Here is a 22,248-nt window from a genome sequence, read left to right as displayed (position 1 = left end):
ACCAAGGAGTTTGTGGGGGGGGGGGACTTTTTAGGGAGGAAAAGGGGGGGAAAAAAAGAAACATCCCCCCCGCCCGCGGGGAAGAAGACACGGAACCGCCCCCCCCCCCACGGAGGCCGCGCGGATCAGGTTGTCCCCGAAGGCGAGGACGAACGGCTGTCCCTGCGTCCATGTCTCAGAGTCAAGGACGGGCGCCCCGGGGCCGGCGCCGTCGTCCTGGACGCGGTAGGAGAAGTCCATTTCGTATGCCGCACCGCTGCCGAAGTAGGTGGGGATCTGGCTCTTGCGTGAGGAGATTACGAAGAGGACGTCGGAGATCCCGGCCGCACGGAGTTCGTGGACGAGGTGCTCCAGTATCGGCGTCCGTGCGACGGGCAGCATCTCCTTGGGGATGATGCGGGTGATCGGGGCCATCTTGGTCCCTGCCCCGCCGGCGGCCACGACCGCCCTGGTGATCGTCGTGAGCTTCATGGGCTCTCCGCTCCCGTCAGGCGGTCGGCCGGCTTGGCCAGCCAGTCGAGCCAGGTGCCATAGACGTCGCAGTGGGCCACGACGTCGGAGCGGCTCACGCCGCCGTCGTAGTTGGCCATGATCATGCGGGGGGTGTCGTGGCCGAGGTGGCCGATGGAGATCTCGTGGAGCGGGCGTTGCTGGCTCAGCTCGGCAAGGGTGTCGACGAGGCGTCCCCGGCCACCGGGCGAGCCAAAGATCTGGTAGATCGACCACGAGAAGACGAAGCAGAGGTGCTGGTCGGCCGGGGTCTCGGCGACGACGTTGGCGAGGTGGTCCTCGGCTCGGCCGGCAAGGATCGTCGGCGGGGTACGCGCGGCCAGCGCAAGGGCGCTGTTCAGGGTGCGCATCCGCGTTGTCTGCTCCGGCCAGGTGAGGCTGACCAGCCACTCGGTTGCCTCGGGGTTGGTGACGTCCACCGGGTTGAGTTCGATCCCGACCGGCCGGACGAAGCGTGTGACGTCCAGGGACAGGGGCGGCGTTCCGCCCTTGATCTCGCAGGTGAGGACGGTGTCCGGGTCGCTGGCGGGCAGGCTGAGCCTATGTCCGCCGTAGTCGTAGGTGTAGCGGTCCCAGAATAGGTTCAGGCCGGCGCTTGCGCCCACGTCCACGATCCTGATCGGGCGCTCGTCGAGCTGCTGCTGGAGGGCTGCAAAGGCGGGGAGGAGGACGGCACAGCGGTTGACCTCGTTGGTCTGGACGGAGCGGGTCGAGATGATCCGTGTGATCTGTCCGGCGTGCTGTCGGCAGAAGTCCGTGAGCAGGGCGTCGGCGTGGGCCTCGTGCAGTTCCTCGTGGCCGGTGAAGTAGGTGGCCAGCGGGTGCTGTACGCCGCGGCGGAGGATGTGGTGGATGGCCCCGAGCAGCATGTTGGGGGCCGGCTGTCCCGGCTGGGTGCCTGCCGCGAGGTCGAGCAGCTCGGGGGTGCGAGCGACCGCGTGGGACAGGGTCTCGTACAGCGGGGACTTGCCTGCGGCCTGTTGGGTGGCGAATCGCTGGAAGGTGTCAGCGAGCTGGGCGTGTTCGGTCACGGGGACCTCCTCAGATGATCTTGTAGCCGGAGTCGGCGAGCTGCTGCACGGCGCCGAGGCTCTGGCCCCGGCGGCCCCACCACTTCTTCTCCTCAGCGGTCATGGCGTCCTGGGTCTTGGCGATGATGGCCGCGACCTGGGCGCGGGGGACGACCACGGTGCCGTCCTCGTCGCCGACCACGACGTCCCCGGGGGTGATGCGGACGCCGTCGATGTCCACGGGGACGTTGACCCCGCCGTCCTCCTGGCCAACGGGGTAGTCGTAGTTGAGCGGGGTGGTGCCGCGGGCGACCGTCGGGAAGCCGATGCGGCGCAGCTCGGCGACGTCGCGGACCATGCCGTCGACCAAGGCGCCGGTGATGCCCCTGCTCTGCATGTGCTCGGCGGTCACGCCGCCGAAGCAGGACCGTTTCTTGCTGCCGCCGGCCGCGACCACGACGATGTCGCCGGGCTGCGCGAGGTCGATCGCCGCGCGGCGCACGGTCACGTCCGGGCCGAGGGCCGTGACGGCGCTGCCGCAGAGGACTTGGCCGGGGGTCTGGAGCCTCAGGCAGTACGAGAGGGCGCCGGTCTTGCCGAGGGCGTCCACGATCGACGCGACGGGGAGGCGGGACAGGGCGGCGATCTCGCTTCGGGTGGGGCGGATGATCTCGGTGTGGATCTCGCGTGCGGACATGGTGGACCTTTCGTTCAGCGGGAGTGCGGGGTGTCGGAAAGCTCTCGTAGCGGTGCCAGGTCCTGTGCCATGAGGTCGCCGGGCGACAGCCTGGTGGCCGGGCCTCCGGGGGCCGCCGAGAGCGCGGCGCGGGTGGTCCGGCAGACCAGATGGGCGACCGACTGCACCAGGGCCGCCTGCGCGAAGTTGTCGACCTCCGGCAGCGTGAACTGGCGCTGCACTACGCCGGGCCGGCCGGGGCCGTCTCGGTGGAGGAGGAACAGCCGCGTGTCCGCCGCGGCGGCGGCGCTGATGGCCTCCTGGGTCGTCCTGCCGGCCGAGTCGTAGGCCAGGAGGAAGACCACGTCCTGCGGGGAGGCGCTGCTCAGCTGGTAGCGGACTCCGTGCGCGGGGTCGGGGTGGTCGTTGTAGATCGCGCTCATGTCGGCGAGCGACGGATCGGAGATGACGAGCGGGGGCTGCACGCCCTCGACGCCGAGCGGGGCGTCCCAGCTGAGGTTGTGCGCGAAGTGCTCGCCGGCGAGGGCGAGTGGGCCGCCGTCGGGGCACAGCACGTAGATCCGGCGCCTGCAGCGGATCGCGTCGGCGACGGCCTCGGTGGCCTCCTCCAGGAAGCCCGCCAGCAGGGCGGTGTCCACGGCAGCCAGGGCGTGCAGGTGCCGCTCCTGGCTGGCTGGCAGCGGCGCATCATGGGGGACGAGCGCAGTGGCGGCCGCCAGCGTCAGCGCGGTCAGCATGGCGTCCTCGCTGATCTGCTGGTCGGTGGTCCCGGTCGCCCAGACCATGCCGTCCGTCAGCTCCATCTGGGTTCCGTCTCCGCCCACCAGCGCCAGCACCGGCACACGGTTCTCCCCACAGAGCCGGACAGCCTCGCAGATGTTGGCCGATCGTCCGCTGACGCTGGCGACCACGACCAGGCCCACCTGGTCGATGTCCCTGGCGAGCGACCGGGCGAAGACCGTGCGGTAGTCCTGCCGCTGAGCGCCGTAGGCCATGGCCGCCGGGCTCATCATCGAGTCGCTCACCGGCAGTCCGGCGTGGGCGTGGAGTTGGAGGAGGGCCGAGCGGACGATCGCCGACGAGCCGCCATTGCCGAAGGCACGAACCTGGGCGCCACCGTCGGCGGCCTTCTGCAGCAAGGCGACGGCCTCGGCGCCGTGGGTGAGCATGCGGCGGACAGCGGCGTCCACCTCAGTCACGTACGCGCGGGCGAAGTCCTCATACACAGCAGGGGAGGTCACGGAAGTCCTTCCTTCAGGTCGAAACGGGTCCGGCGGGGAGCAGCCACGGCTCCACCACGGGCGGGAACTCGGTGCTGAACAGCCGGCGGACCGGGCCGAGGGCCTCGTTCAGGTCCTGGCAGTCGAGCCGGCAGTCGACCGGCCGGTCACTGGACGCCGCGTCCGCTTCCCCGGCGCGGATGTGATCGGCGGCCAGGTTGAACCTGCGCGCGATCAGAGCGGCCATCTGGTACTTGGTGAAGCCCTGCTCCGCACTCCAGTGAGCAATGGATCCCAGGCGCTGCCCTCGTAGAAGAGCCCCGGCAAGCCGGCGGCACACCTCGGCGGCCTCGTCAGCGTGCGTCGGGTAGCGAACGCACACGTCGTCCAGCTCGACCCGGGCCCCAGCGCTGACCTGGCGGGCGATCTCGGTCAGGTTCGTCTCGGCGGCGAACTGCGCGGGTCCGTAGAGCACGGGCAGCCGCAGGATCGCCGCGTCAGGGCAGGCGGCGCGCACAGCCTGCTCGGCGAGGAGCTTCCACCGGCCGTAGGCGTTCAGCGGGTTCGGAAGGCTGTCGGGCCGGTAGGGCGCCGCCTTCCCGTCGAAGACGTAGTCGCTGGAGATGTGCAGGAGCCGGGCCCCGCACCGACGGGCGCCCTCCGCGATCAGCCGGGCCGCGTCAACGTTCCTGTCCCGGGCCTGAGCCGGGGTGCCTGCCCATACCTCGGGCCGGCGCTCGCCCACGCAGTTGACGACGACGTCCGGCTGGTCCCGGCCGAGCAGGCGCTCGATGTCGTCGGCTGACGTGGCGTCGACCGTGACCAGCCCGGCGGTCCGGCTGAAGCCGGTGCCCGTCACGGTCATGTCGTCGAAGGCGCGCGCCACGCTGCGTCCGAGCAGCCCGGAAGCGCCGAAGATCACTGCTCGCATCACTCACCTCCACTCAAAAGTTCTGCGAGGTGAGACAGCCAAGCGGAGGCGGACCAGTGATCGCGAGAGGTCGCCGCGGTGTACGAGGTGCACGCACCAACTCGGTTTACGCACACCGAATTTGACGCCTGGTGTACGTACACCAGGTCCCTTTCGTCCCGTCTCCTGCCGGTACCCGAGCAGTGGTACCTTCCGGCCAGGACCCCGCCGGACTTGGAGTGCCCATGGAGCCAGCAGCGTTAGACGCCCCACCGGCCACCGTGCTCGCCGCCCTTCTACAGCAGCTGGGGATGCGGCCGGAGCAGCTCATCGCCCGTATCAACGAACGTCGGGCCCGCCGCGGCTGCTCTCCCCTCAGCTTGAAGGCGGCCTATCCCTGGCTACGCGAGATCCCCTCTCACCCGCAGCCTGACAACCAGGCAGACGCCCTGGCCGTGCTCACCGCCAGGGCCGGACGGTGTATCACCGCGTCCGACGTCGGATGGGACGCGCCTCGTCCTCGGACTCATCACCGCCACCTCGATGCGCCCGGCGACGCACCCCTGGAGGCTCTGCTCCACGAGATCAGCCAAGGAGACATCATGGACCGCCGAAACCTGCTCATGCTCACCGGAGCGGCAGCCACTGCGCCCGCTCTCGCGCTCCTGCTCGGCCCGATAGCGCAGGCCGCCGCAGCGCAATCCGCCACGTGCCTGAACGAGAAGCTCGTCCGCTCTATCGAGAGTGCTGTTCGGGACCTCCGGGAGATGGACGACTCCACCGGGAGCGCCAGCGGCGACCGCACCTGGGGCCTCGGCATCTGGCAGAGCACTTCCCGGGTGGTCGCGCAGGCCCGCGGCCACGGGCCTCTCGTCGACCGGCTCCAGACGGCCTACATCGAGCTCAGCGAGCAGGTCGGCTGGATGCTCTTCGACGCGCGCCGGCACCCTCAGGCTCAGCGCGTCTACCACACGGGGATGCGGCTGGCCCGCGACGCCGGGACATCGCTGACCACCCGTCACTCAACGACGAACCTCGTTGCCTCCGCCGCATATCAGGCCGCGTGGCTGGGCCACCACAACGATGCTGCCGCACTGCTCGACATCGCCGCGCGGACGCCGGAGCTGCCCTCCGCTGTGGCCGCGGTGATCGCCGAGCGGCGCATCTACGCCGCAGGGCGGCGGCATGATCCTGACGCGGTCCTCCGGTTCCGCGACGAAGCGCTGCTTAATCTCACTTCTCCCGACGAGCGCACGCCGTGGTGGGCGACCTGGCTGACGAAGGACTCCGTGGACGCCGGCACCGGCCGGGCCTGGCTCGCCTGCGACCAGCCGTCACGGGCCGTGCCCTTCCTGAGCCGCCGCGTCGAGGCGGCTTCGCCCGACTACCCACGCGACCGCCTCCACGCCGTTCTCGACCTGGCTGACACCGTCCACAAGTGCGGCAACGGCGACCAGGCGCGGGAGCTGCTCGATCAGGCCGAGGGGCTGATCGGCACCGTCAGCTCTCAGCGCATGGTCCACCGGTATGAGGCCCTGTCGTCGGCCGTCGCCGCGTGACTGCCGGGCGACGACCGGCGGCTCCTCCGGCCAGCCCCGGCCTACGGCTGGCCGACGTCTTGTGAGGACGTGTACCGGCCCGTCCAGATCGTGCGAGCGTCGAAGGCGCCCCAGGCCTCTGTCGCGGTTCGACGCAGGGTCTGCAGGGTGTCCGGGCTGATGCCCAGGTCGGCGGCGAGGGCGTACACCACCTCCAGGACCTCGCCCAGTTGCTCAGCTGCGCCCGGGGCGGCGGGGTCCGCGGCGAGGAGCGCTGTCACCTCCTCCCGCAACTTCTCCCGCAACCGCGTGCGGAACTCGCCCGGGTCCGCCTGATACACCTCCGGCTCACGCCCCTCGGCCTGACGCATCGCCTCGGGTACCCAGTCTCGGATCAGGCGGGGGCGCTCCCCTAGCACATGGGAGATGGCCTCGACGACGTCGACCGCAATGTGGGTCGGCCAGAACGAGGTCTCCGGCCACGGCCGGCCCCCGGACACCCAGACGCTGCGCAGGCCCAGGTCGACCGCTCCCCGCACGTCTGCGTGCCCGGCGTCTCCGATCATCCAGGTGCCGGCTCGGTCCAGGGCCGGCAGTCCGACGGTGGCAGCGGCCGCGTGGAAGATCCTCGGGTCAGGCTTCCGGAATCCGACGGACTCGGAGATCACCCAGCCGTCCACCAGGCTGTCCAGCCCGGCGGTTCGGATCTTCTCCTCCTGCTGGTCGGCACGCCCATTCGTGACGATCACGCAGGGCACCCCGGCGGCCCTGACTGCGAGTAGCGCGCGGCGAACCGGCTCGTCGAGGGCTACATAGGCCGCTGGACCGCGGTGCAGGAACCCGGCGATCGTGTCCGGCGAAACGGCTCCTTGCCAGCGTTCCGCCAGCGCCGCGACGACGACGGGCCGGGGGGCGTGTCCGCTCCGGTCGAGATCCATGATGACCTGTACGCCCTCGGGGGGCAGGCCGTGTTCGGCGAGGAACGCCGTAGCAGCCGACCGGAAGGCGGCGTCCCTGTTGATCAGAGTGTTGTCGAGATCGACAGCGAGCAGAGAGGCTCTGTCGATAGGCGGCGGAACCGGGGCGTGCGGCATCGGCATGGAAGGCAGTATGGCGGCTGCGGGCCGGAAGCCGCCGGGCATTTGCCGGTCCCGCCCGTGATGAGCTGCAACTGCACCAAGGCCACCTTGCCCGGGAGAAAGTGGAAATGCGCCAACGGTTGTCCGCACAGGGAACTGCGGAGATGAGCTCGGGGTTGTTCCGCCAGCTCTGTTGAAGGGCGAATACTCAACAAACAGGACTCGACAGGGAAGCTCGTGGAGGCCCTCGCCCGCACCGGAATGGTCGGCGTGGCCAAGATCGCCATCAGGAACCGGGAGCGCCTGGCAGTGCTGCGGCCACGCCGCGGCGTACTGGTCGTTCAGACCCTGCTCTGGGAGGACGAGCTGCGTGAACCCGGCGATCTGGCCCCGGCGGCACCGGTCACGGACCGGGAGCTGGAGCTCGCCGAGGTGCTGATCCGGGAGCTGACCGGCATCGAGAAACGCGAGATCCACGACGAGTACGGACACGCCCTGGAGCAGCTGATCACCGCAAAGGCCAGCGGCACCGAGCTGGCCGAACCGCCGGAGACGGCACCAGCAGTGGACCTGATGTCCGCGCTGGAGGCAAGCGTACGGGCAGCCCAGGCCGAACACGGCAACTGAGAAGCCACGGGCGTGGACCCATTGACCGTCCGGCAAACGCGAGCATGAACCCCATGTCCGGCCTTACCTGACACGCTCCAGCAGGAGCTGGGCGTCGTGGAGGTACTCCACGAGATTGGTGGCGGAGATCTGGCTCAGGTCGAGGCCGATGACCCGACCGCCGCTCGCGCGGACCGCGCGGGCGAGCAGCTCCAACATGAGGTTCCGGCCAGTGCTGGCGACTCTGACGATGGTCTCGACGGGCTGCTAGCTCAGCGCCAGGGCGCGCGCCTGTTCGACCTGACTGTCCGTCAGTAGGCGGGTGGGGTGGTCGGCCTGGTAGAAGGCGACGGTCTGCTCGAAGACATCGGGGATCACGGATGTCAAGCAGGGCGATCCCTCTCCGAGGGTGGAGGCCTACACCGCGATGGTCGCGGCCAGTCACGCCTATCGGGCCTGCATCCAGGACGTGGACAGGCAGTGGGAATGCAGCTGGTGGCTCTGGAAGCAGCCTCATGACTGCAGCGGAGCCCCGCGGAGCACGCCCGCGGGGCCACAGGTCCTGTCAGGGCACCCACAGCGACCGTACTCGCAGACGGCTTTGGCTGCCTGTCCGGATCGGCCGGGCGAGGGCTGCTCCAGATCTGACAGCCGGAACAGGTAGCCGCTGAAACCTTACGGAGATCCAGCAGTGTCGCCTCGGCATCATGCACTCAGCGAGCGAGCGTTGGAACAGCCGAAGGCTTCTGGTCTGCCGTGGTTTGCGCCGCAATGTGATGCCGGTCGAAGAGATGGCTCTGTAGCCGGTCTCGTCATCCCCATAGGTCTCCTGTGTCCCATTCCCGGGTTGCGCGGTTGACGAGGTGGGCCATTGACTCAGGGGCGGGCTGCCAGCCGCGGGACACCCGTGGGGCGTCGGCGGCGAGCCGGGCAAGTGCCCGCTCCCACTCCAGCACGTCGGGATCGTTGAGAAGATGCTCGGCGCGGCTCATGATGCGGCGGTGCAGATGATGGGCGATGTCGGAACGTACGTCGGGGTAGTCGCCGCTCTCCTCACCGGCCCAGGGCAGCCAGGTCCGCCGGTAGACCCATCCTTCGCAGAACACGCAGTGGGCGAGCTGGACAGCGTGGAGAGGGGCCCTGGCCGCGACTGGCAGGGGCAGCGGCCGGTAGACGGCAAGGGTGCCGCGGTGACGGCAGTCGGGGTTACGCCAGGTGCTCGGGCCCGCACCCATACGCCAGAACAGTTCGTCCAGCGGCACCGCCGGCCGCTCGGTCACCGCCAGCGGATCCTCGCACCAGGGCAAGACGGTCCGCAGCCACCAGACCATCCGATTGTTCCGCAGCAGCCGCCCCAATGACTTCATCGCCCGCACGCGGCATAGGAGGAGATCCCGCCCATCGCCGCTCGCCCCCTCCCCAAGGTCGTACGCCTACCGTATCGGCCAGGCCCTCGCACCCGCCCCCACGTTGCGACAGAAGGAACGGAATCCACTCCCCGATCGTCAGGCTCCCGTCACTTCAACCCCGTCAAGCTGGCCCTCCCGCCGGACATCGGCTCGCCCCTGCGCGCCCTTCACCACGCAGATTTCGCCCCGATCGTCGTCACCAACCAGAGCGGCCTTGCGAGCGGGCTGTTCGACCCCGCCACCCTGGACGCGATGCACCACCGGCTCCGCGCACACCTCGCCCACCACGGCGTACCTTCCCGCCCCATCAATGCCTGTCGCAGTCTGTCGATCAATCCGTCCGGGGTGGCGTGGAGTCGGATCCGGCTGGATGGCCGGGTCAGCCGGTCCAATCGGCCCAGCGCTGGGCAGGTGCGGATGCCGGTGGGTGCCTCATCCTGTTCCCAGACCGGTGCGTCGCCGGGCGGCTCGGCGCTGCGGGGGCAGCGACAGCAGAAGGGTCTCTTTAAGGCTGGAGCCGTGAGGTTCAGGTGTGTAACCCCAGCGACGGGCCTGAGTTGGGATCCGTAGATGCGGTTGCCGCGACCTACGGAATCGTCGGGGGCAGCGCCCTTGGTGCCGGCCACGTCGTCCTGCCACTCATAGCGTTGATCATCCTGGGCGCTGCTTCCCGTACCCGAGCGAACACGCTAGACAGGGAAGCGACAGATCGCCGGTTCGGACCCCCGGAAGGCAACCGAACGGGACTCCGCCCTGCCCTGTCCTCTGCTGCCGCAGCACTCGCCGTCGCTGCGCTTTGCGCGGCCGACCCATACACCCACCCCCGCCAACGCCATGTCCCAGTGCACAGGGATTACCTGCTCCGGCAAGACGCTCCGTGCGGCCGTGCCCTGCAGCATGCTGCGATGATGTGCGAGTGGACTACGTCGATGTGCTGGTGCAACTGAGCCGCGTAACAGCTGAGCAGTGGGGGCTGGTCACCACTGCTCAGGCCGAGCAGATGGGCGTAGACGCTTCCCAGCTCGCTCATCTAACCCAAACGGGATTGCTGGCGATGGCAGACGATGATGTGTTTCTCCTCGCCGGAGCGCCTCTGCCTGCGCACCTGGATATCAAGGTCGCCTGGCTCAGGCTCGAGGCGGGCACGCCGGCCTGGCAAAGGCTGGCGGCTGCTGGTCAGTCCGGAGTCATCTCGCACAGCTCGGCTTGCCGTTTGCACGAGCTCGGTGATCTGCCTGCAGGAACAGTCGAGATGCTGGCACCGGACAGCGCCGAAGGCCGCATGCGGGGCGTGCGGGTACACAAGGGGCCGGTCCTCGATCCCACGCACATCACGATCGTTGACGGCTTGCCCGTCACGACGGTGGCCCGTACCGTCACGGACCTGCTCCAAGCGGGTCTGGACGGAGGTCACGTCGGGGGCGTGCTCGCTGATGCAGTCCGCTGCGGCAGGGTCGACCTCCCCGATCTCGCTTCATGCGTCGCCCCGTTCGCCCCGGACTACGGGCTGCCCGCACCGGCGACAGGACATGACCTGCTCGGTCATCTACTGGCCCAGGCTGGGGAGACGGTGCCCCTCCCCTAATCGTCTGAGGCTCCGCGACGGCGAGGCCGACTATGCCGTATCAGCCCGCCCGCTGCGTAGGCTGGCAATCCGTGTCCGTGGCGATTGCAGGAGCACGATGGCCCTTGAGACCTACGCGACACCCACCGCGTTCTACGGCGCTCTCAAACACAAGGCGCGACTCCTGGCCAACAGTGGGGGCGCGCCCGTGGCAGACCTGCTCGCCAGCTACTACTTCAGCCGCCTGGTCGCCCGGGTGTTCCACACACAGCCCAACGACTGGATCGTCAAAGGCGGCCATGCGCTGCTCATGCGGTATGCCGCAGCAGCCCGCCTCAGCCAGGACATCGACATCCAACACAGCGGTGCGGGCGGCATCAACGAAGCTGTGGCTGACCTTCTCAAAGCCGCCGCCCACGACCTGGACGACTACCTCTCTTTCACGCCCGTGCGGCTGTCCATGCACGAAAACGGTGCCGCCGGTGCCAAACAGCTCTTCCACGTGTACATAGGAACCCACCAAGTCGGTGTCCTGCGGGTGGATGTGGTCACAGGGCACCACCCCAGCGCTCCGCCCGACGTGCGCCGGGTCGAGCCTCTGATTGACCTGGCCTGGCCCGCCGACTGGCCCGAAGCGAGGCTGTACCCGCTTGTCGACCACGTCGCCGACAAGATATGTGCCATGTACGAGCGACACCAGGGAAACCCCTCAAGCCGCTACCGCGACCTGGCGGACATCCTCCTCATCAGCCAACGCGAACCACTGGACGGCCGTTACGCACAACTGGCCCTGCGCACCGAGGCCCGGCGCCGCATAGCCGCGGGCACCGATCTGAACCTTCCCGCGAAGTTCCGGCCTCCTGGGCCAGCCTGGCCCGACCGGTATTCCGCGGCAGCACGCCAAGTCCCCGGCCTACTGGGCTGCATCACCTGGAGCGAGGCGGCTGCTGCGGCAGATAACTTGCTCACCCCTCTGCTGGCTCCCGGCCCACCCGGTCATTGGAATTCGACCGATGCGGCCTGGCAAGCCCGCCCGCAGGCAAATGGCCTGCAGCCCGGGGCCAGATACGGAGAGCGGCTGAGCGCCCTCACCAACGAGATGCGCGCGCGAACCGGGACCACACCGGCCCCTCCCCCGCGGCAAACACGTCCTACATCCCGGCCGATTCGCCCCGACCTTCCACCCACCGCTGCCGGCCCCGGCACGACGCCCGGCCGTTGACCTACTCGCCCTCCTGAAACACAGAGATTCTGGCCTGCCCCGCTACAGACGGCTTCGATCCGGACGCGCTCACGCCTGCCCAGGACGACGTGCAACGGGGCAACCCGTGCTGATGGCCGAGCGAGCTGGGCACCGTCGCCCTCAGATTCGGAGAAGGGCCCCGGCAGCGGACACGGCTGTGAATGAATCCTGGCATTGCTCCCCGCCCACGCGGGGTTTCTTTCAACCGGGGCCGCGGACCGCCCGGCATACGGAAACCTGGGCTGCGCTGCACGGAGTGGAGCCCCACTTTGATCAACTATGTCGACGAATCTGAGCTGATCGGCCGATCCGGCATGACTGGGCCCCGGTGCTGGCCCGGCTGCGGCGCATGCCTGCGGACGGGAGGTCGCTTGCCGAGGCCGGCCGCCGCTTGGTCGAGGACTTCACCCGCCATCGACCGGGGCAGCGGCCGGACTACCGAAAGAACATTCGCACTCACGATCCTCCTGTACTGGCTCGGCGCCGAGACGGCCGTCTTCGAGCGCGACGTGTACGACCTGGCCCGGATCGACGTGAACCTCGCGGCCAAGCCCGTATGCCAGTTCCTGCGCGCTCGCGGCCTGCGGGTGGAGGACCCCGACCTGCATCGGAACGCGGATCTGGCGTGGATCGAGTCGGCCCTCACCGCCTTGCCGGAGCCGGTCGCGAGCCAGGTGGGTACCTGGGTGAAGGTCATGCGCGAGCAGGGCCGCCGTGAAGACGAGCCCCGCGGGTACGACGGCATCCGCCGCTACCTCACCAACCTCCAGCCCACCCTCACTGCCTGGACCGTGACAGCCGGCGTGATCTCCCTGTGGGAAATCACGAAGGACCATGTCAAACACAGCCGGACTCTGCCAGGCCAGGAGTGCGGCGGGCGAGGACGATCCACTGAGGCCTGCTCCGTGTTGGGGCGCGGCCCTTCGTCTGCGGTCAGGTGCCGGAGCAGGCGCGCTCCGCATGTTGCAGCCCGTCTCGGTCCCCTGTGCCATGCCGTCCCGCATGTGCAGGCCGCCCTCGAACGCCGTCGTGACGTGTCCGCTGCGCCTGAGAGCACCGGCGGTACCCCAGGGCGGCGCAGCGGGCGGGTTCACGTAGACGGAACACGCGGCACTCGTATCTCGCGGCTGTGGGACACGGATCAGGCCCAAGGCCCGGCGAGTTCCGCCAACCGCTCACTCCAGGGGACGCGTTCCGGCGGGCCGGCCAGGTTCGCCCGTGCCCGACGAAGGTCCGCCAGGAACTCCGCCAGCAAGTCCCGTGCCACGCGGTGACGCGCACTCACCGCAGCCTTCTCCGCGGCTTTCCGTCGTTTCTCCGCCGTGGAGTTCTGGTGCGCTTTCCTCAACGCCAGCTGGTACGCCCGCTGCGCCGACTCATCCGCTGGCTCGCTTTCGGCCAGTCGCTGCAGTGCCCGGTGCCGGCGCTGCTCAAGCACCTTCGCGGCCAGCTGCTGCAGCTCGTGAGCCCGCACTCCGAGGTCGGCGGAGGAGTCAGAAGTCTGCGCGCGCTGGATGATGGTCCAGGTGTCCTGCTCGACCTGTGAGGTCATCTCCGTCACGGCCCTCAGGTCCAGCGGGTCCACACGCAACGCGACGACGAGGTCCACAGCCTGGTTGATCAGGCTGTCCGTCCGCTTCCGGAACGCGCACACCGGGCACTGACCCGCGGTATCGGGCAGGCCGCACTGGCGGCAAGCCATCGCCGCGCGCGCGGCCTCCGCCGCCGCCAGTTCCTGTCGGCGCTGCTCCACGGCCGCGCGCCGCAGGACCTGGTCCTGGGTATCGCGCTCGCGACGCACGGCATCCATGGCGGCCTTCAGCTGCACGGCATCCCGCAGGCGCCGCTCGACTTCCGCGAGCCGCAGCTCGGGGGAAGCCGCACCAAGTTCCACGGCAACGGCGGCCGCGATGGAGCGGCGGATCGACCGCCGGTCTCCGATCAGGCACGCGCAGCTTTCACACGGTCCGCCGGTGTCCATCCGGAAGCCGTCGTCGCACAGAGGTGACCAGCAGCCGGGACGCTGGGGAAGGCCGCGGTGCAACAGCCAGCCGACCAGCTGCTTAAGCGCATGAGGTCCCAGCTCGTCGAGGCGTCGTGTCAGCCGCGCGGCCAAAGCCCGATCGGCGAACTCCGGGCCGACGGCCCCGCCCAGCCGCGCCACCTCGCTACGCACAGCCTTGGCCAGCCACTCCGAGGTCGAGATCCGCGTAATGCCAGCCCACAAGTGGGCTACCGGCGCCAACGCCTTCGCAAGGTCCCGCGGCACAGCCGCCGTCCGTACGAACCCCGCGCTGCCGGTCCCGGTCCGTTGTCCCAGAAAGCACTCCGGCTTCTCCCCGCGAAGCGGGCCAGCCCCAGCCTCCGCTGGCCCGGTGTGAGACTCCGGCTGGTCGGCTTCGGCGGAATCCTCGCCCGCGCACGCGCGTTTCCGCAGCCGGTCCTGACCCTCGACGGCAGAGCCGGAAAAGCAGTTCAGATCACCAGCAGAAACCCCAGAGAGAGCAGCCACAGGTGCGTGGGCAGCGTGGAGGTCTGCACATGCAGACTCGTCCGACAGCTCCTCAGAACCTCTCCTGACCTGCCCATTTACGGAATTGTCGGTCGACTGATCCCCGAATGCACAATCGTCAGCCGCCAGGAGCAGATCCTCCAGACTCTCCTGCGCCCAACCGTCCCCAGACAGCGCCATCCCCGCCGGCTCGGCATCCGTTTCGGCGCACCGCGAGCACGGTCCGTTCTCTGTGACCACCCCGTCGGTCACGGGTGAAGCCTCATCGGCGGGCTCCAGAGCCACCGATTTGCGAACCCGCGCGTGCGCGGCCGCCACAGCCAGCACCCGCAGACGATCGCGACCAAGCCGCTTTGTATCCTCAAGCTCCGCGTGACCGTCAGCCACGAGGCGGTTCACGATCCCCGCCGCAGCGTCGACCGCACAACCGAGCAGTCGAGCGACCGTTACGTCCGCCCGCCGGAAACCCTTGGGAACCCGACCCGGGGCCATACGCACCCGGCCATCTGTACGGGCCTCCAGCGAGAGCAGCACCATGGCCAAACGGTCCGTGGGTGCGCCTCTCCCCCGGCGTCGCGCCATGAAGCCTGCCGGCGTCGCCGCCTTGCCCGGAGGCGCCCACCCTGGACACGTCACCGCCTCGCAGAACCGCAGCAGCGTCGCCAACTCCCGCTTGGTCAGCATCGCCAGAGGCTGACCGTCAGCAGCTGCCCGCGCTTCGCGCAGCGGCAGCAGCTCCAGGCGCAGCCCTTCCGTCTGCCCCTCATCGGTCCGCTTCGGCTTGCACAACACGGCGTCGGTCGCCTTCAGTCCGGGAACCGCGGTGTGACCGACATGGGAAAGTGAACATCCCAGCCAGCCGCCGACGTCGCGGGAGGACATGTCCACCACTGCGGACCCTGCCGGTGCCTTCGCCAGCAACACCACCGAGGCCAACCTGACGAGATCACTTCGGCCGACCAACCGCGGGTCCTTGAGCAACGCGTGAACAGCCGACGCAAGGACCGTACGCATCGCCGGGGACAACGCGAGGGGCTCATTCACCTGGCCATCACCCGAGGAATCCGGTGCCGCGGCATCCCCAGCGCGAGGGATCCGTCGGGAAGCCCCTGCCCGCGAGGGCACGTTCTGGAAAGGGGCCGGTGCGCGCCGCGCCTGATTGGCTTCGGGTACGACTGAGCCAGCCCTCGGACGGGTAGCTATGATCTGCTCCTGTCGAGGAGGAAAAGGGAAACCGCTATCGCCATCCGGACCGCTTGGGGAAGCAGAGAAGCCGGATGCGACGTATTCAGCTGGTGATGTGGGTAGCCCTCACCTCCTCCTCGTCAGCGCGAGGGGCCTAGGACCAAAGGTCCTAGGCCCCTCGGCCGTAGGCTTCTTCCGCGCGGGACCTGTACACAGCGACCACCTGCGGGGTGCGTTTGGTCGGCTGCTGAGGTACCTGGGGGAAAGTTCTGGGGGTGGTGCCTCGCCGGACCGCAGGGAGCAGTGAGGCGTTGGGCTCGACTGCGGAGATTGCGGCATGCTCAAGCCGCAGCAGCGCAGGGCAACGACGTGAAAATCGAGGCGAAGGCCAGCAAGGCGCTGGACAAGCTTGAGAGTCAGGAGACGAGAAGAGTCGTTTCGGACTCCCACGCCATCTAGGCGAGAACGGCATGGCTACCAGTTTCAGCATGTCGTGATGGATGAGACACGTGTAGCCGAGGCTCCAGTGGGTGGAGACGTCTCGGCTGGTGGCTGGTAACCTCACGGGTGGCGAGAGAGGCTACTTGGCCTTTTCGGTTCGGCACCCACTCTGTTTGCGGCAGGTATGTGGGTGCCGTTCGCTTTTTATGCGGCTATCTGGGCCTCTCCTTCGAACACGCCGGCGAGGCGATCCTGGAGCTCGGCGTACCAGGTCCCGATCGGAAGAACGTGATAGGGCCACTGGTTCTTCAACGCCTTCTCGCTCAGCTGGAGTAGCTCGTAATCCTGCTGCACCACGGCGACGTGGTCAGGAAAGGCCACCAGCCGAGTCCGGGGATCCACTTGACCGGGATCCCCCGCAGCAACGAGAAGCTCCATCACTACGCGGACTGCATCCCAGTCCCGCTGGAAGGCCGTAGTGGTCCGTTCGCCCTGCTGGGAGTCTCGGTTCGTCGACCGCGTCGCTCCCAGCGCCGAGGCGACCCGTGCCAGTACGACATCGTGCGGGCGTAGCTGATTTGCATCCGGCAGTAGACCGATGCGAGCCAAGTTCTTGAGCGTCCCTGCGCTGACACCAGACCAGTCGGACACGGTGCGCTGGGACATTGTCCCGTTTCGGCGTACAGGCGACCGGCGCGTTGACAACTGAACCTCCCTCAACAATGCAGCACGACGCGAAGCGAGTAGGTATGAGAGTACTCAACTCACTGGTGTGAATCATACGACCCTCGTGCACCTTTGCCACAAACCCGCGCTCTTCTGCGTGTCGGGAACCCGCGCCTCAAGGTGCCCCTCCAGCGTCCGCAGGGGATCTCAAAGCGGGCAGGCGCATATTTCCGCAGGTCAATGGCGATTTGCCGACCGATTGCAGCGTGGGCAGACCAGCACGGCGCATCTGTGTGCATGCCATCGAGGTATAAGCGAGACGGGCCGAGAGCAAGGAAATGCGAGAGGGTCTTGCAGTTTGGCGTGCAGCAGGGCACCGGTCGCACCGCGCCGGCGGGAGATAGGAAACGACGCTGCCCCCGGGGCTCCGTACTGGAGTGAGGCGGCCGGACTGCCGGGTAGTCAAGGATCATTTGGGTCGACTGGCCGCGTGTCCCTGTGTCCTGCGCTGTGTCCTTAACCGTGTCCCGGCATGTGCATATGTGAAAGTGCGTCAAGGGTGGACCCCGATAAGGCCGTGTTTTGGATTTCGCGCGGCTAGCCCTGTGATGTGAGCGGTGGTCAAGTGATTGGTGCTGGTCTTGCAGTCACCTGTCAGGCAGCACCGCCCTCTAGCTCAGGCATGACCGGCAGACTGGCAACAACTCCTCTCTCAACCGTGCCCAGGTGTGGGGGCCAGGCTGCCGAGAGCCACAATCACGGGACGGGCTCCGCGGTTGGCTTGGAGGGAACGTCCCGGTGGCGACGAGCTTGTGCTGCTCGGGAGCGGCGATCCGGCGTTTGCCGATGAGGATGTGGCCGATGTCCGGCCCGAGGTGGACTTCGATGCAGCTGATCCATGGGGCCGTGGTGAAGGAGGGGGGCGGGTCAAAGCTGCGGGTGAGGCTGAGTACGCCCTCGCCGCGGACCTCGATCACGTCGACGTTGGCAGGGTCATTGACCGGACCGATGCCGCCGCCACGTAGCGCCACTGCTCGTCGCAGCATTCCAGGAGAGCGGTGTGCTTACGCGCCCGCGCGGACTGAACCGCCCCGGGTTCGGTAGAGATCTCAGATTGTGGTTGTGACCTGGGGTTTCGTGGATTCCATGTAGTAGTTGGCTTCGTACTCGACGGGCGGGACGTGGCCTATCTCACCGTGGAGCCTGCGGTGGTTGTACCAGTCGGTCCACTCGGCGGTGGCCATCTCGACCTGGGCGAGCGACTTCCAGGGCCGCCGGGGCTTGATCAGCTCGGTTTTGTACAGGCCGATCGTGCTCTCCATCAGGGCATTGTCGTAGGCGTCACCGACCGATCCAATCGAGGCGGCGATGCCGGCGGCGTCCAGATGCTCGGCAAGCCGGAAACTCGTATATTGCGATCCGGCATCCGAGTGGTGGATCAACTCGCCTGGCCGCACCGGATGTTGGTCTCGGTCACGTTGCCACACGGCCATCTCCAGGGCGTCCAGGACGAAGACCGTTTCCTTCACGGTGGCTGCGGACCAGCCCACGATCCGGCGGGAGAACGTGTCCACGACGAAGGCGGCGTAGACGACACCGGACCAGGTCTTGACGTGGGTGAAGTCCGCGACCCAGCAGCGGTTCGGGGCAGCGGCGACGAAGTCGCGGTCCAGCAGATCCGGCGCCCGTTCGGCCTGGCCGCCGGGCAGCGTGGTGATCACGCGCTTGCCGCGGACCGCTCCGGCGATGCCGAGTTCACGCATCAGGCGCTCGACGGTGCAGCGGGCCACGCGGTGGCCCTGCCGGTTCAGCTCACGCCAGATCTTCCTCGCCCCGTAGACACGGTAGTTGGCCTGGAAGGCCTCGCTGATCCGTTCCTTCAGTTCGGTATCGCGCACGGTCCTGGCCGACGGCGTGCTCCGGCGTTTGTGGTGGGCGTAGTAGGAGGAAGGGGCGATCTTGCAGTCGTGCTCGGTGAGCGTCCGGCAGATCGGCTCGACGCCGCCGAAGCGGCCCTTGTGCTCGTCGATGAACGCTACGAGCGTGTGTGTGGCCGGTCGAGCTCGGCCGCGAAGAAAGACGCCGCCGCCTTCAGGATCTCGTTGGCCCGCTTCAGCTCGGCGTTCTCCTTCTTCAACGCCTTGAGCTGGGCGGACTCCTCCGTCGTCGTCCCCGGCCGCTGCCCGGCGTCGATCTCGTGCTGCTTGACCCAGTTCCGCAGCGTCTCGCGGGAGCCGATGTCCAGCTTCTCGACCACCGCCTGCAAGGCCGCGGTCTCGGTCGGGTGGTCGCCGCGGACCTCGGCGACCATGCGCACCGCACGTCGGCGCAGCTCAAGCGGGTAACGGGAAGGTCGTGCCATGACTCGATCCTTTCATGAAATCGAGCCTCCACCTGACCCGGGGCGGTTCACATCAAGCCCAGACCCCTGGGACGCCATCGCCGCGATTTAGACGGTCGCTCCGTAGCGGACGGCAAGATTGCCGTATCGCGTAGCCACGGATCGGTGCTGCGGTTGATGCCGCGCTCGACCGCGTGCCGAGCCTTGTTGCCCTCGCGGTCGAAGGCGGGCGGGCGGCCCTCCTTCACTGCCAGGGCGTTTTCGGTTGCCGATCGTCGGCCGGCTCGGGAGCGGTGCACCGGATCCCCCGCCTACGCTGGTAGGCGCGGTTGGAATACGCCTTTTCACCCCGCACCCGCAGCGCCCGCAACCGGGACCGGCCACTTCCGTGGGGCACTTCCCTGGTTCGAACTGCGGACTGTCACCTCGCCGGCCTGCTGTGGCAGGAGGGAAGATGGCTTTGGGCACTGCTCACACGCCAGATGGAACTTTGTTGTGAATCCGCCTCGGGATCGGCCGAGCCCGTGATCGTCAGGTTCCGTTCGCGTCCCGCCCGGTGGTTCCTTCTGTCCGGCCTGGCGGGCACCGGCGGCGCGCTGATAGGCCGGGCAGACGGTGGAGTCGACATTCACCGCCCACTCGATAAGGCCACCGCGTCGGCCCGCGCCTACCACGCGGTCAGGATGCGGGCCCAGACACCCTCGCACTGCCAGCGCCGGGGCAAGCCGTAGACGGTCTGCCATGGTCCGTACTCGACCGGAAGATCACACCGGCTCGTGCTCGCCATCGCACTCCACCACCGGCCACTGCTCATTCGAAATTTTCCCACGCCTCATGCCGAGATCATCACGGCATGAGGCGTGGTCAGGAGTCGGTCCTCAAAGACGGCCTGGGGGCCCACCCCTGCTAGGGGTCCACCCCCGACGCTGGCGCAGCTGTTCAGGCTTCGCTAGGCCGCTCGATCTTGAGCTGCTCAAGGTATGACTGGATGAGTACGTTGATCATGTGGCCGTGCAAGCCCGTGGTGTTAGCCAGGAGCAGTTCGTCCATCATGTCGTTCAGCCAGGTGTCGTTCTCCTGGGTGATGCTGTAGTGGTTAGGGGAACCAGAGCCGGATTCTGCGCCGAGGTGATGGTCGCGGAAACCGTCGGCCGCCGCGATGAGGTCATCGACAGCCACATTCCGCGCGAGCGTGATGGCGGCATCCACGTACTGGCTTGGCTTGAGGTCCCGCAACTTGAGCATCCGCTTGTCGTGAACCAACTGGCGGTTCACGGCCATCGCAACTTCGTCGCGCAACCTGATGTTTCGCTTTGCTGGCTTCGTGCCAGTGCGAGTCGCTTGTGCCAGGCGATAGCTACGGGCCAGCTCGATGTAGGCGACAGGGAGCCCGTCGACTTTGTCTGCCAACTTCGCAGGAAGCGCCTCCTGGAGACGCTTCTCCGAGTACCCACTTGTCGTGGGAAACGCGGGAGGAGCCGTTCTTCTGCGTGCCACCGTGGTTGCTGAGACGTACGTCTCAAGGTGGTCCTCCGGGCCCTCGTGTCGAACACGTCGATCGCGACCAGCCGGACCCAGCGGGTCGGAGATTGACTCGGCCGACGCCTGAGGGGCCCTTTCGGCGGAGCGACTCGCGGGCGACACTGCCTCGGTCGGGTCCTGGCCTTCAGGGGCATTCTCGGTGTTTCTCATGGCGATCACGCTGAGCTTCTCAACGACGACCGGTTCTGGCGTATCACCCTCACTTTGCGGCTCGTTAGAAGGCGCCGTGCTGGGTGCTGGAATGCGAGGGGACGTAGGAGGCGTATCGGTGTGCGGGAAAGACGGGGGGAGCTGATCCGTCTGCTCAGGCAGCGCTTCGACCGCCGAGGCTGGGGCCCCTGTCTCGGCTGGCTCTGGCGTCTGGCCGGGTGCAGTGTTGTTGATGGCGGTTAGCGCGCCTGAGGCGGAGAGGGCGTTGAGCCGTCCGAAGGCGGCGCTTGCCTTTGCGGGTTTGCGCTTCCGCGGCGTGGCCGAGCCAGATCCCTGGGCTTGGTTGTTGGGCATTAGAGCTGTGCCTCCAAGGCCTTCTGCCATGCGGCTTCACGCTCCGCGATCACGGAGATCGGCACGCCGAGGGCCTCCGCGAGAACCGCGCTGAAGTACGCGAAGTCGTCGGGGATTGATCCCCAGGTGTCAGCGATACCTTCTAGGAGGGGCACCGTGCCGTCAAGCAGTCCGACCGTGGGTAGGCCATTCGGGTGGTCGGCACTGTCCCCGTTGATCAGGCCTTGAATGTAGTCGCGCGCGTTTGTGAAGCTGCTGCGCTTCGGGAACGACTTCGCGAGCATCACGCTGAGGTCGATGGGCTCGCCCATCTCCTCGAGTAGGTCGAACGTCGTGGTTAGCTGAACAACGTCTCCGACATGCTGCTGAGTGGGAACGATGCCCCGTTTCGTCAGCATCCATGCCGTCTTGAGGACACCCTTGTCCGTGGGGCCTACGTCGATGACGAGGTGCTTGAACCCACGGGCCATCAGATCGTTGACCTGCTTGGCCATTGCCGGGCCGGTGTATGAGACCACTGTGATGGAAGCGGGCCAGTCTTCTCCGGCTGCAGCTTGCCACTTCAGGCAGGTCCTGTTCGTTTCGTCGGCGTCGACAAGTAGAACCGGCTCTCCCGTGAGGGAGAGGATGAGCGCAATGTAGACGGCAAGCGTCGTCTTCATGACGCCGCCCTTCGCGTTACCCATCGTGATTTTCACGCCTTCCGGCGTGTTGATTGCGGCGATTACCGCAGTTCGTAGTGGCTCGGGGAGTTCTTCGACGATGGCGCGAAGCTGCGGGTTGATGTGGTCGGGCAGAGCGAGGGCTGGCGCCGGCCTCTGCTGGGGGAGGAACGTAGTGGGCACCGATGTCGCTTCGACTACGCCGGAGGGCGCGAGGCTCTCGGCTGCTTCCTGAGTGAGTTGGTCGGGCATGTCTGCTTGCTACCTGCTTCTCTGTTGGCGAGTGAATACTTGGCGTCCCGAGGGGACGGATGGTAAGAGCGCGCCCGTATCTAGCTAGTGACGCTGTCCTGGCTCTCAAGTTGCGGTGAGTTCCGAAGCTGGTCAGAGATCCGCTGGCCGACTCGACGCGGTTCACCGCGTCTCATCGCATGGTTCTCGGCGACGGACAGTCAGGTTGGCGCCACCCCTGGATGATTGGCGGCCCATCACCGCTCTCATTATTGGGCGGCGAGGACACGCTAGCAGAGAGCGGTCAGCATCTTGATGAAGACGTGGCGAGATCGCTCTGCGGGGCATCGCCCTTTCGGGGCGATCGGTCGGCGAAGG

The 22,248-nt window shown here is 67.7% G+C and carries 17 protein-coding genes; 4 read left to right on the top strand and 13 right to left on the bottom strand.

From position 1 onward, the window contains the following. Positions 1–30 precede the first annotated feature (30 nt). Genes ACZ7IB_RS35345 through ACZ7IB_RS35325 form a run of 5 tightly spaced genes read right to left on the bottom strand, consistent with a single transcriptional unit; the run spans position 31 to position 4,368 of the window. Entirely contained in the window at positions 31–471 is a 441-nt protein-coding gene (locus ACZ7IB_RS35345) for a sugar phosphate nucleotidyltransferase (RefSeq protein WP_470918287.1), read from the bottom strand. Then, positions 468–1,541: a DUF2332 domain-containing protein gene (locus ACZ7IB_RS35340; protein WP_470918285.1), complete on the bottom strand. Its 1,074-nt coding sequence runs from the start codon at positions 1,539–1,541 to the stop codon at positions 468–470. The genes ACZ7IB_RS35345 and ACZ7IB_RS35340 overlap by 4 nt, the downstream gene beginning before the upstream one ends. Before the next feature lie 10 nt (positions 1,542–1,551). Then, positions 1,552–2,217 (bottom strand): RraA family protein, encoded by a 666-nt coding sequence (locus tag ACZ7IB_RS35335; protein WP_470918283.1) that lies wholly within the window; start codon positions 2,215–2,217, stop codon positions 1,552–1,554. A 14-nt stretch (positions 2,218–2,231) separates the two neighbouring features. Further along, positions 2,232–3,458, bottom strand: coding sequence for an SIS domain-containing protein (locus ACZ7IB_RS35330; protein ID WP_470918282.1), 1,227 nt, complete (start codon positions 3,456–3,458; stop codon positions 2,232–2,234). 13 nt (positions 3,459–3,471) lie between these two features. Next, a complete protein-coding gene (locus ACZ7IB_RS35325; RefSeq protein WP_470918280.1) occupies positions 3,472–4,368 on the bottom strand; it encodes a dTDP-4-dehydrorhamnose reductase family protein in 897 nt (298 codons plus the stop codon). Between the two features lie 224 nt (positions 4,369–4,592). Between ACZ7IB_RS35325 and ACZ7IB_RS35320 the strand changes: the two genes are divergently transcribed. Further along, complete coding sequence (locus ACZ7IB_RS35320; protein WP_470918278.1) at positions 4,593–5,906, top strand: XRE family transcriptional regulator; 1,314 nt, start codon at positions 4,593–4,595, stop codon at positions 5,904–5,906. 41 nt (positions 5,907–5,947) lie between these two features. Here ACZ7IB_RS35320 and ACZ7IB_RS35315 read toward each other — a convergent pair whose 3' ends face one another. Then, positions 5,948–6,985 (bottom strand): HAD-IA family hydrolase, encoded by a 1,038-nt coding sequence (locus tag ACZ7IB_RS35315; protein WP_470918277.1) that lies wholly within the window; start codon positions 6,983–6,985, stop codon positions 5,948–5,950. A gap of 216 nt (positions 6,986–7,201) precedes the next feature. Between ACZ7IB_RS35315 and ACZ7IB_RS35310 the strand changes: the two genes are divergently transcribed. Continuing rightward, positions 7,202–7,591, top strand: coding sequence for a Ku protein (locus tag ACZ7IB_RS35310; protein ID WP_470918275.1), 390 nt, complete (start codon positions 7,202–7,204; stop codon positions 7,589–7,591). Between the two features lie 63 nt (positions 7,592–7,654). Here ACZ7IB_RS35310 and ACZ7IB_RS35305 read toward each other — a convergent pair whose 3' ends face one another. After that, positions 7,655–7,789, bottom strand: a complete 135-nt coding sequence (locus ACZ7IB_RS35305; protein WP_470918273.1) for a hypothetical protein — start codon at positions 7,787–7,789, stop codon at positions 7,655–7,657. Between the two features lie 593 nt (positions 7,790–8,382). Then, positions 8,383–8,937 carry a hypothetical protein gene (locus ACZ7IB_RS35300; RefSeq protein ID WP_470918271.1) on the bottom strand — a complete coding sequence of 185 codons (555 nt, stop codon included), beginning with the start codon at positions 8,935–8,937 and terminating at the stop codon, positions 8,383–8,385. A 958-nt stretch (positions 8,938–9,895) separates the two neighbouring features. On the opposite strand from ACZ7IB_RS35300, the gene ACZ7IB_RS35295 reads away from it, so the two are divergent. Next, positions 9,896–10,564, top strand: a complete 669-nt coding sequence (locus ACZ7IB_RS35295) for a hypothetical protein (RefSeq protein WP_470918270.1) — start codon at positions 9,896–9,898, stop codon at positions 10,562–10,564. A 97-nt stretch (positions 10,565–10,661) separates the two neighbouring features. Further along, a complete protein-coding gene (locus tag ACZ7IB_RS35290; protein WP_470918268.1) occupies positions 10,662–11,765 on the top strand; it encodes a nucleotidyl transferase AbiEii/AbiGii toxin family protein in 1,104 nt (367 codons plus the stop codon). A gap of 1,162 nt (positions 11,766–12,927) precedes the next feature. Here the strand turns inward: ACZ7IB_RS35290 and ACZ7IB_RS35285 are convergent. The 5 genes from ACZ7IB_RS35285 to ACZ7IB_RS35265 all read right to left on the bottom strand — a co-directional run bounded on the left by ACZ7IB_RS35285 (position 12,928) and on the right by ACZ7IB_RS35265 (position 21,891). Continuing rightward, positions 12,928–15,342: a hypothetical protein gene (locus ACZ7IB_RS35285; protein ID WP_470918266.1), complete on the bottom strand. Its 2,415-nt coding sequence runs from the start codon at positions 15,340–15,342 to the stop codon at positions 12,928–12,930. Positions 15,343–16,128: 786 nt separating this feature from the next. Then, on the bottom strand, positions 16,129–16,326 hold the full coding sequence (locus ACZ7IB_RS35280) for a hypothetical protein (RefSeq protein WP_470918264.1): 198 nt from the start codon (positions 16,324–16,326) through the stop codon (positions 16,129–16,131). A gap of 1,373 nt (positions 16,327–17,699) precedes the next feature. Further along, positions 17,700–18,952 (bottom strand): IS3 family transposase gene (locus ACZ7IB_RS35275; protein ID WP_470918263.1). Its coding sequence is split into 2 segments (ribosomal slippage): positions 17,700–18,670 and positions 18,670–18,952, totalling 1,254 coding nucleotides; the frame shifts between segments, so codons are not numbered across the junction. Positions 18,953–19,870: 918 nt separating this feature from the next. Continuing rightward, positions 19,871–20,341, bottom strand: a complete 471-nt coding sequence (locus ACZ7IB_RS35270; RefSeq protein WP_470918261.1) for a hypothetical protein — start codon at positions 20,339–20,341, stop codon at positions 19,871–19,873. A gap of 635 nt (positions 20,342–20,976) precedes the next feature. Then, entirely contained in the window at positions 20,977–21,891 is a 915-nt protein-coding gene (locus ACZ7IB_RS35265) for an AAA family ATPase (RefSeq protein WP_470918259.1), read from the bottom strand. Between the last annotated feature and the right edge of the window lie 357 nt (positions 21,892–22,248).

This window comes from Streptomyces sp. NPDC037301 (assembly GCF_055602785.1).
The sequence above is the reverse complement of the archived record's forward strand: the minus strand, read 5'-3'. Positions and strand labels throughout refer to the sequence as shown.

Excerpts from the sequence above, each read along its gene's own strand:
- ACZ7IB_RS35265 (WP_470918259.1), bottom strand. The coding sequence starts at position 21,891 with ATGCCCGACCAACTCACTCAGGAAGCAGCCGAGAGCCTCGCGCCCTCC.
- ACZ7IB_RS35325 (WP_470918280.1), bottom strand. The coding sequence starts at position 4,368 with ATGCGAGCAGTGATCTTCGGCGCTTCCGGGCTGCTCGGACGCAGCGTG.
- ACZ7IB_RS35300 (WP_470918271.1), bottom strand. The coding sequence starts at position 8,937 with ATGAAGTCATTGGGGCGGCTGCTGCGGAACAATCGGATGGTCTGGTGG.
- ACZ7IB_RS35315 (WP_470918277.1), bottom strand. The coding sequence starts at position 6,985 with ATGCCGATGCCGCACGCCCCGGTTCCGCCGCCTATCGACAGAGCCTCT.
- ACZ7IB_RS35335 (WP_470918283.1), bottom strand. The coding sequence starts at position 2,217 with ATGTCCGCACGCGAGATCCACACCGAGATCATCCGCCCCACCCGAAGC.
- ACZ7IB_RS35290 (WP_470918268.1), top strand. The coding sequence starts at position 10,662 with ATGGCCCTTGAGACCTACGCGACACCCACCGCGTTCTACGGCGCTCTC.
- ACZ7IB_RS35345 (WP_470918287.1), bottom strand. The coding sequence starts at position 471 with ATGAAGCTCACGACGATCACCAGGGCGGTCGTGGCCGCCGGCGGGGCA.
- ACZ7IB_RS35320 (WP_470918278.1), top strand. The coding sequence starts at position 4,593 with ATGGAGCCAGCAGCGTTAGACGCCCCACCGGCCACCGTGCTCGCCGCC.
- ACZ7IB_RS35305 (WP_470918273.1), bottom strand. The coding sequence starts at position 7,789 with ATGTTGGAGCTGCTCGCCCGCGCGGTCCGCGCGAGCGGCGGTCGGGTC.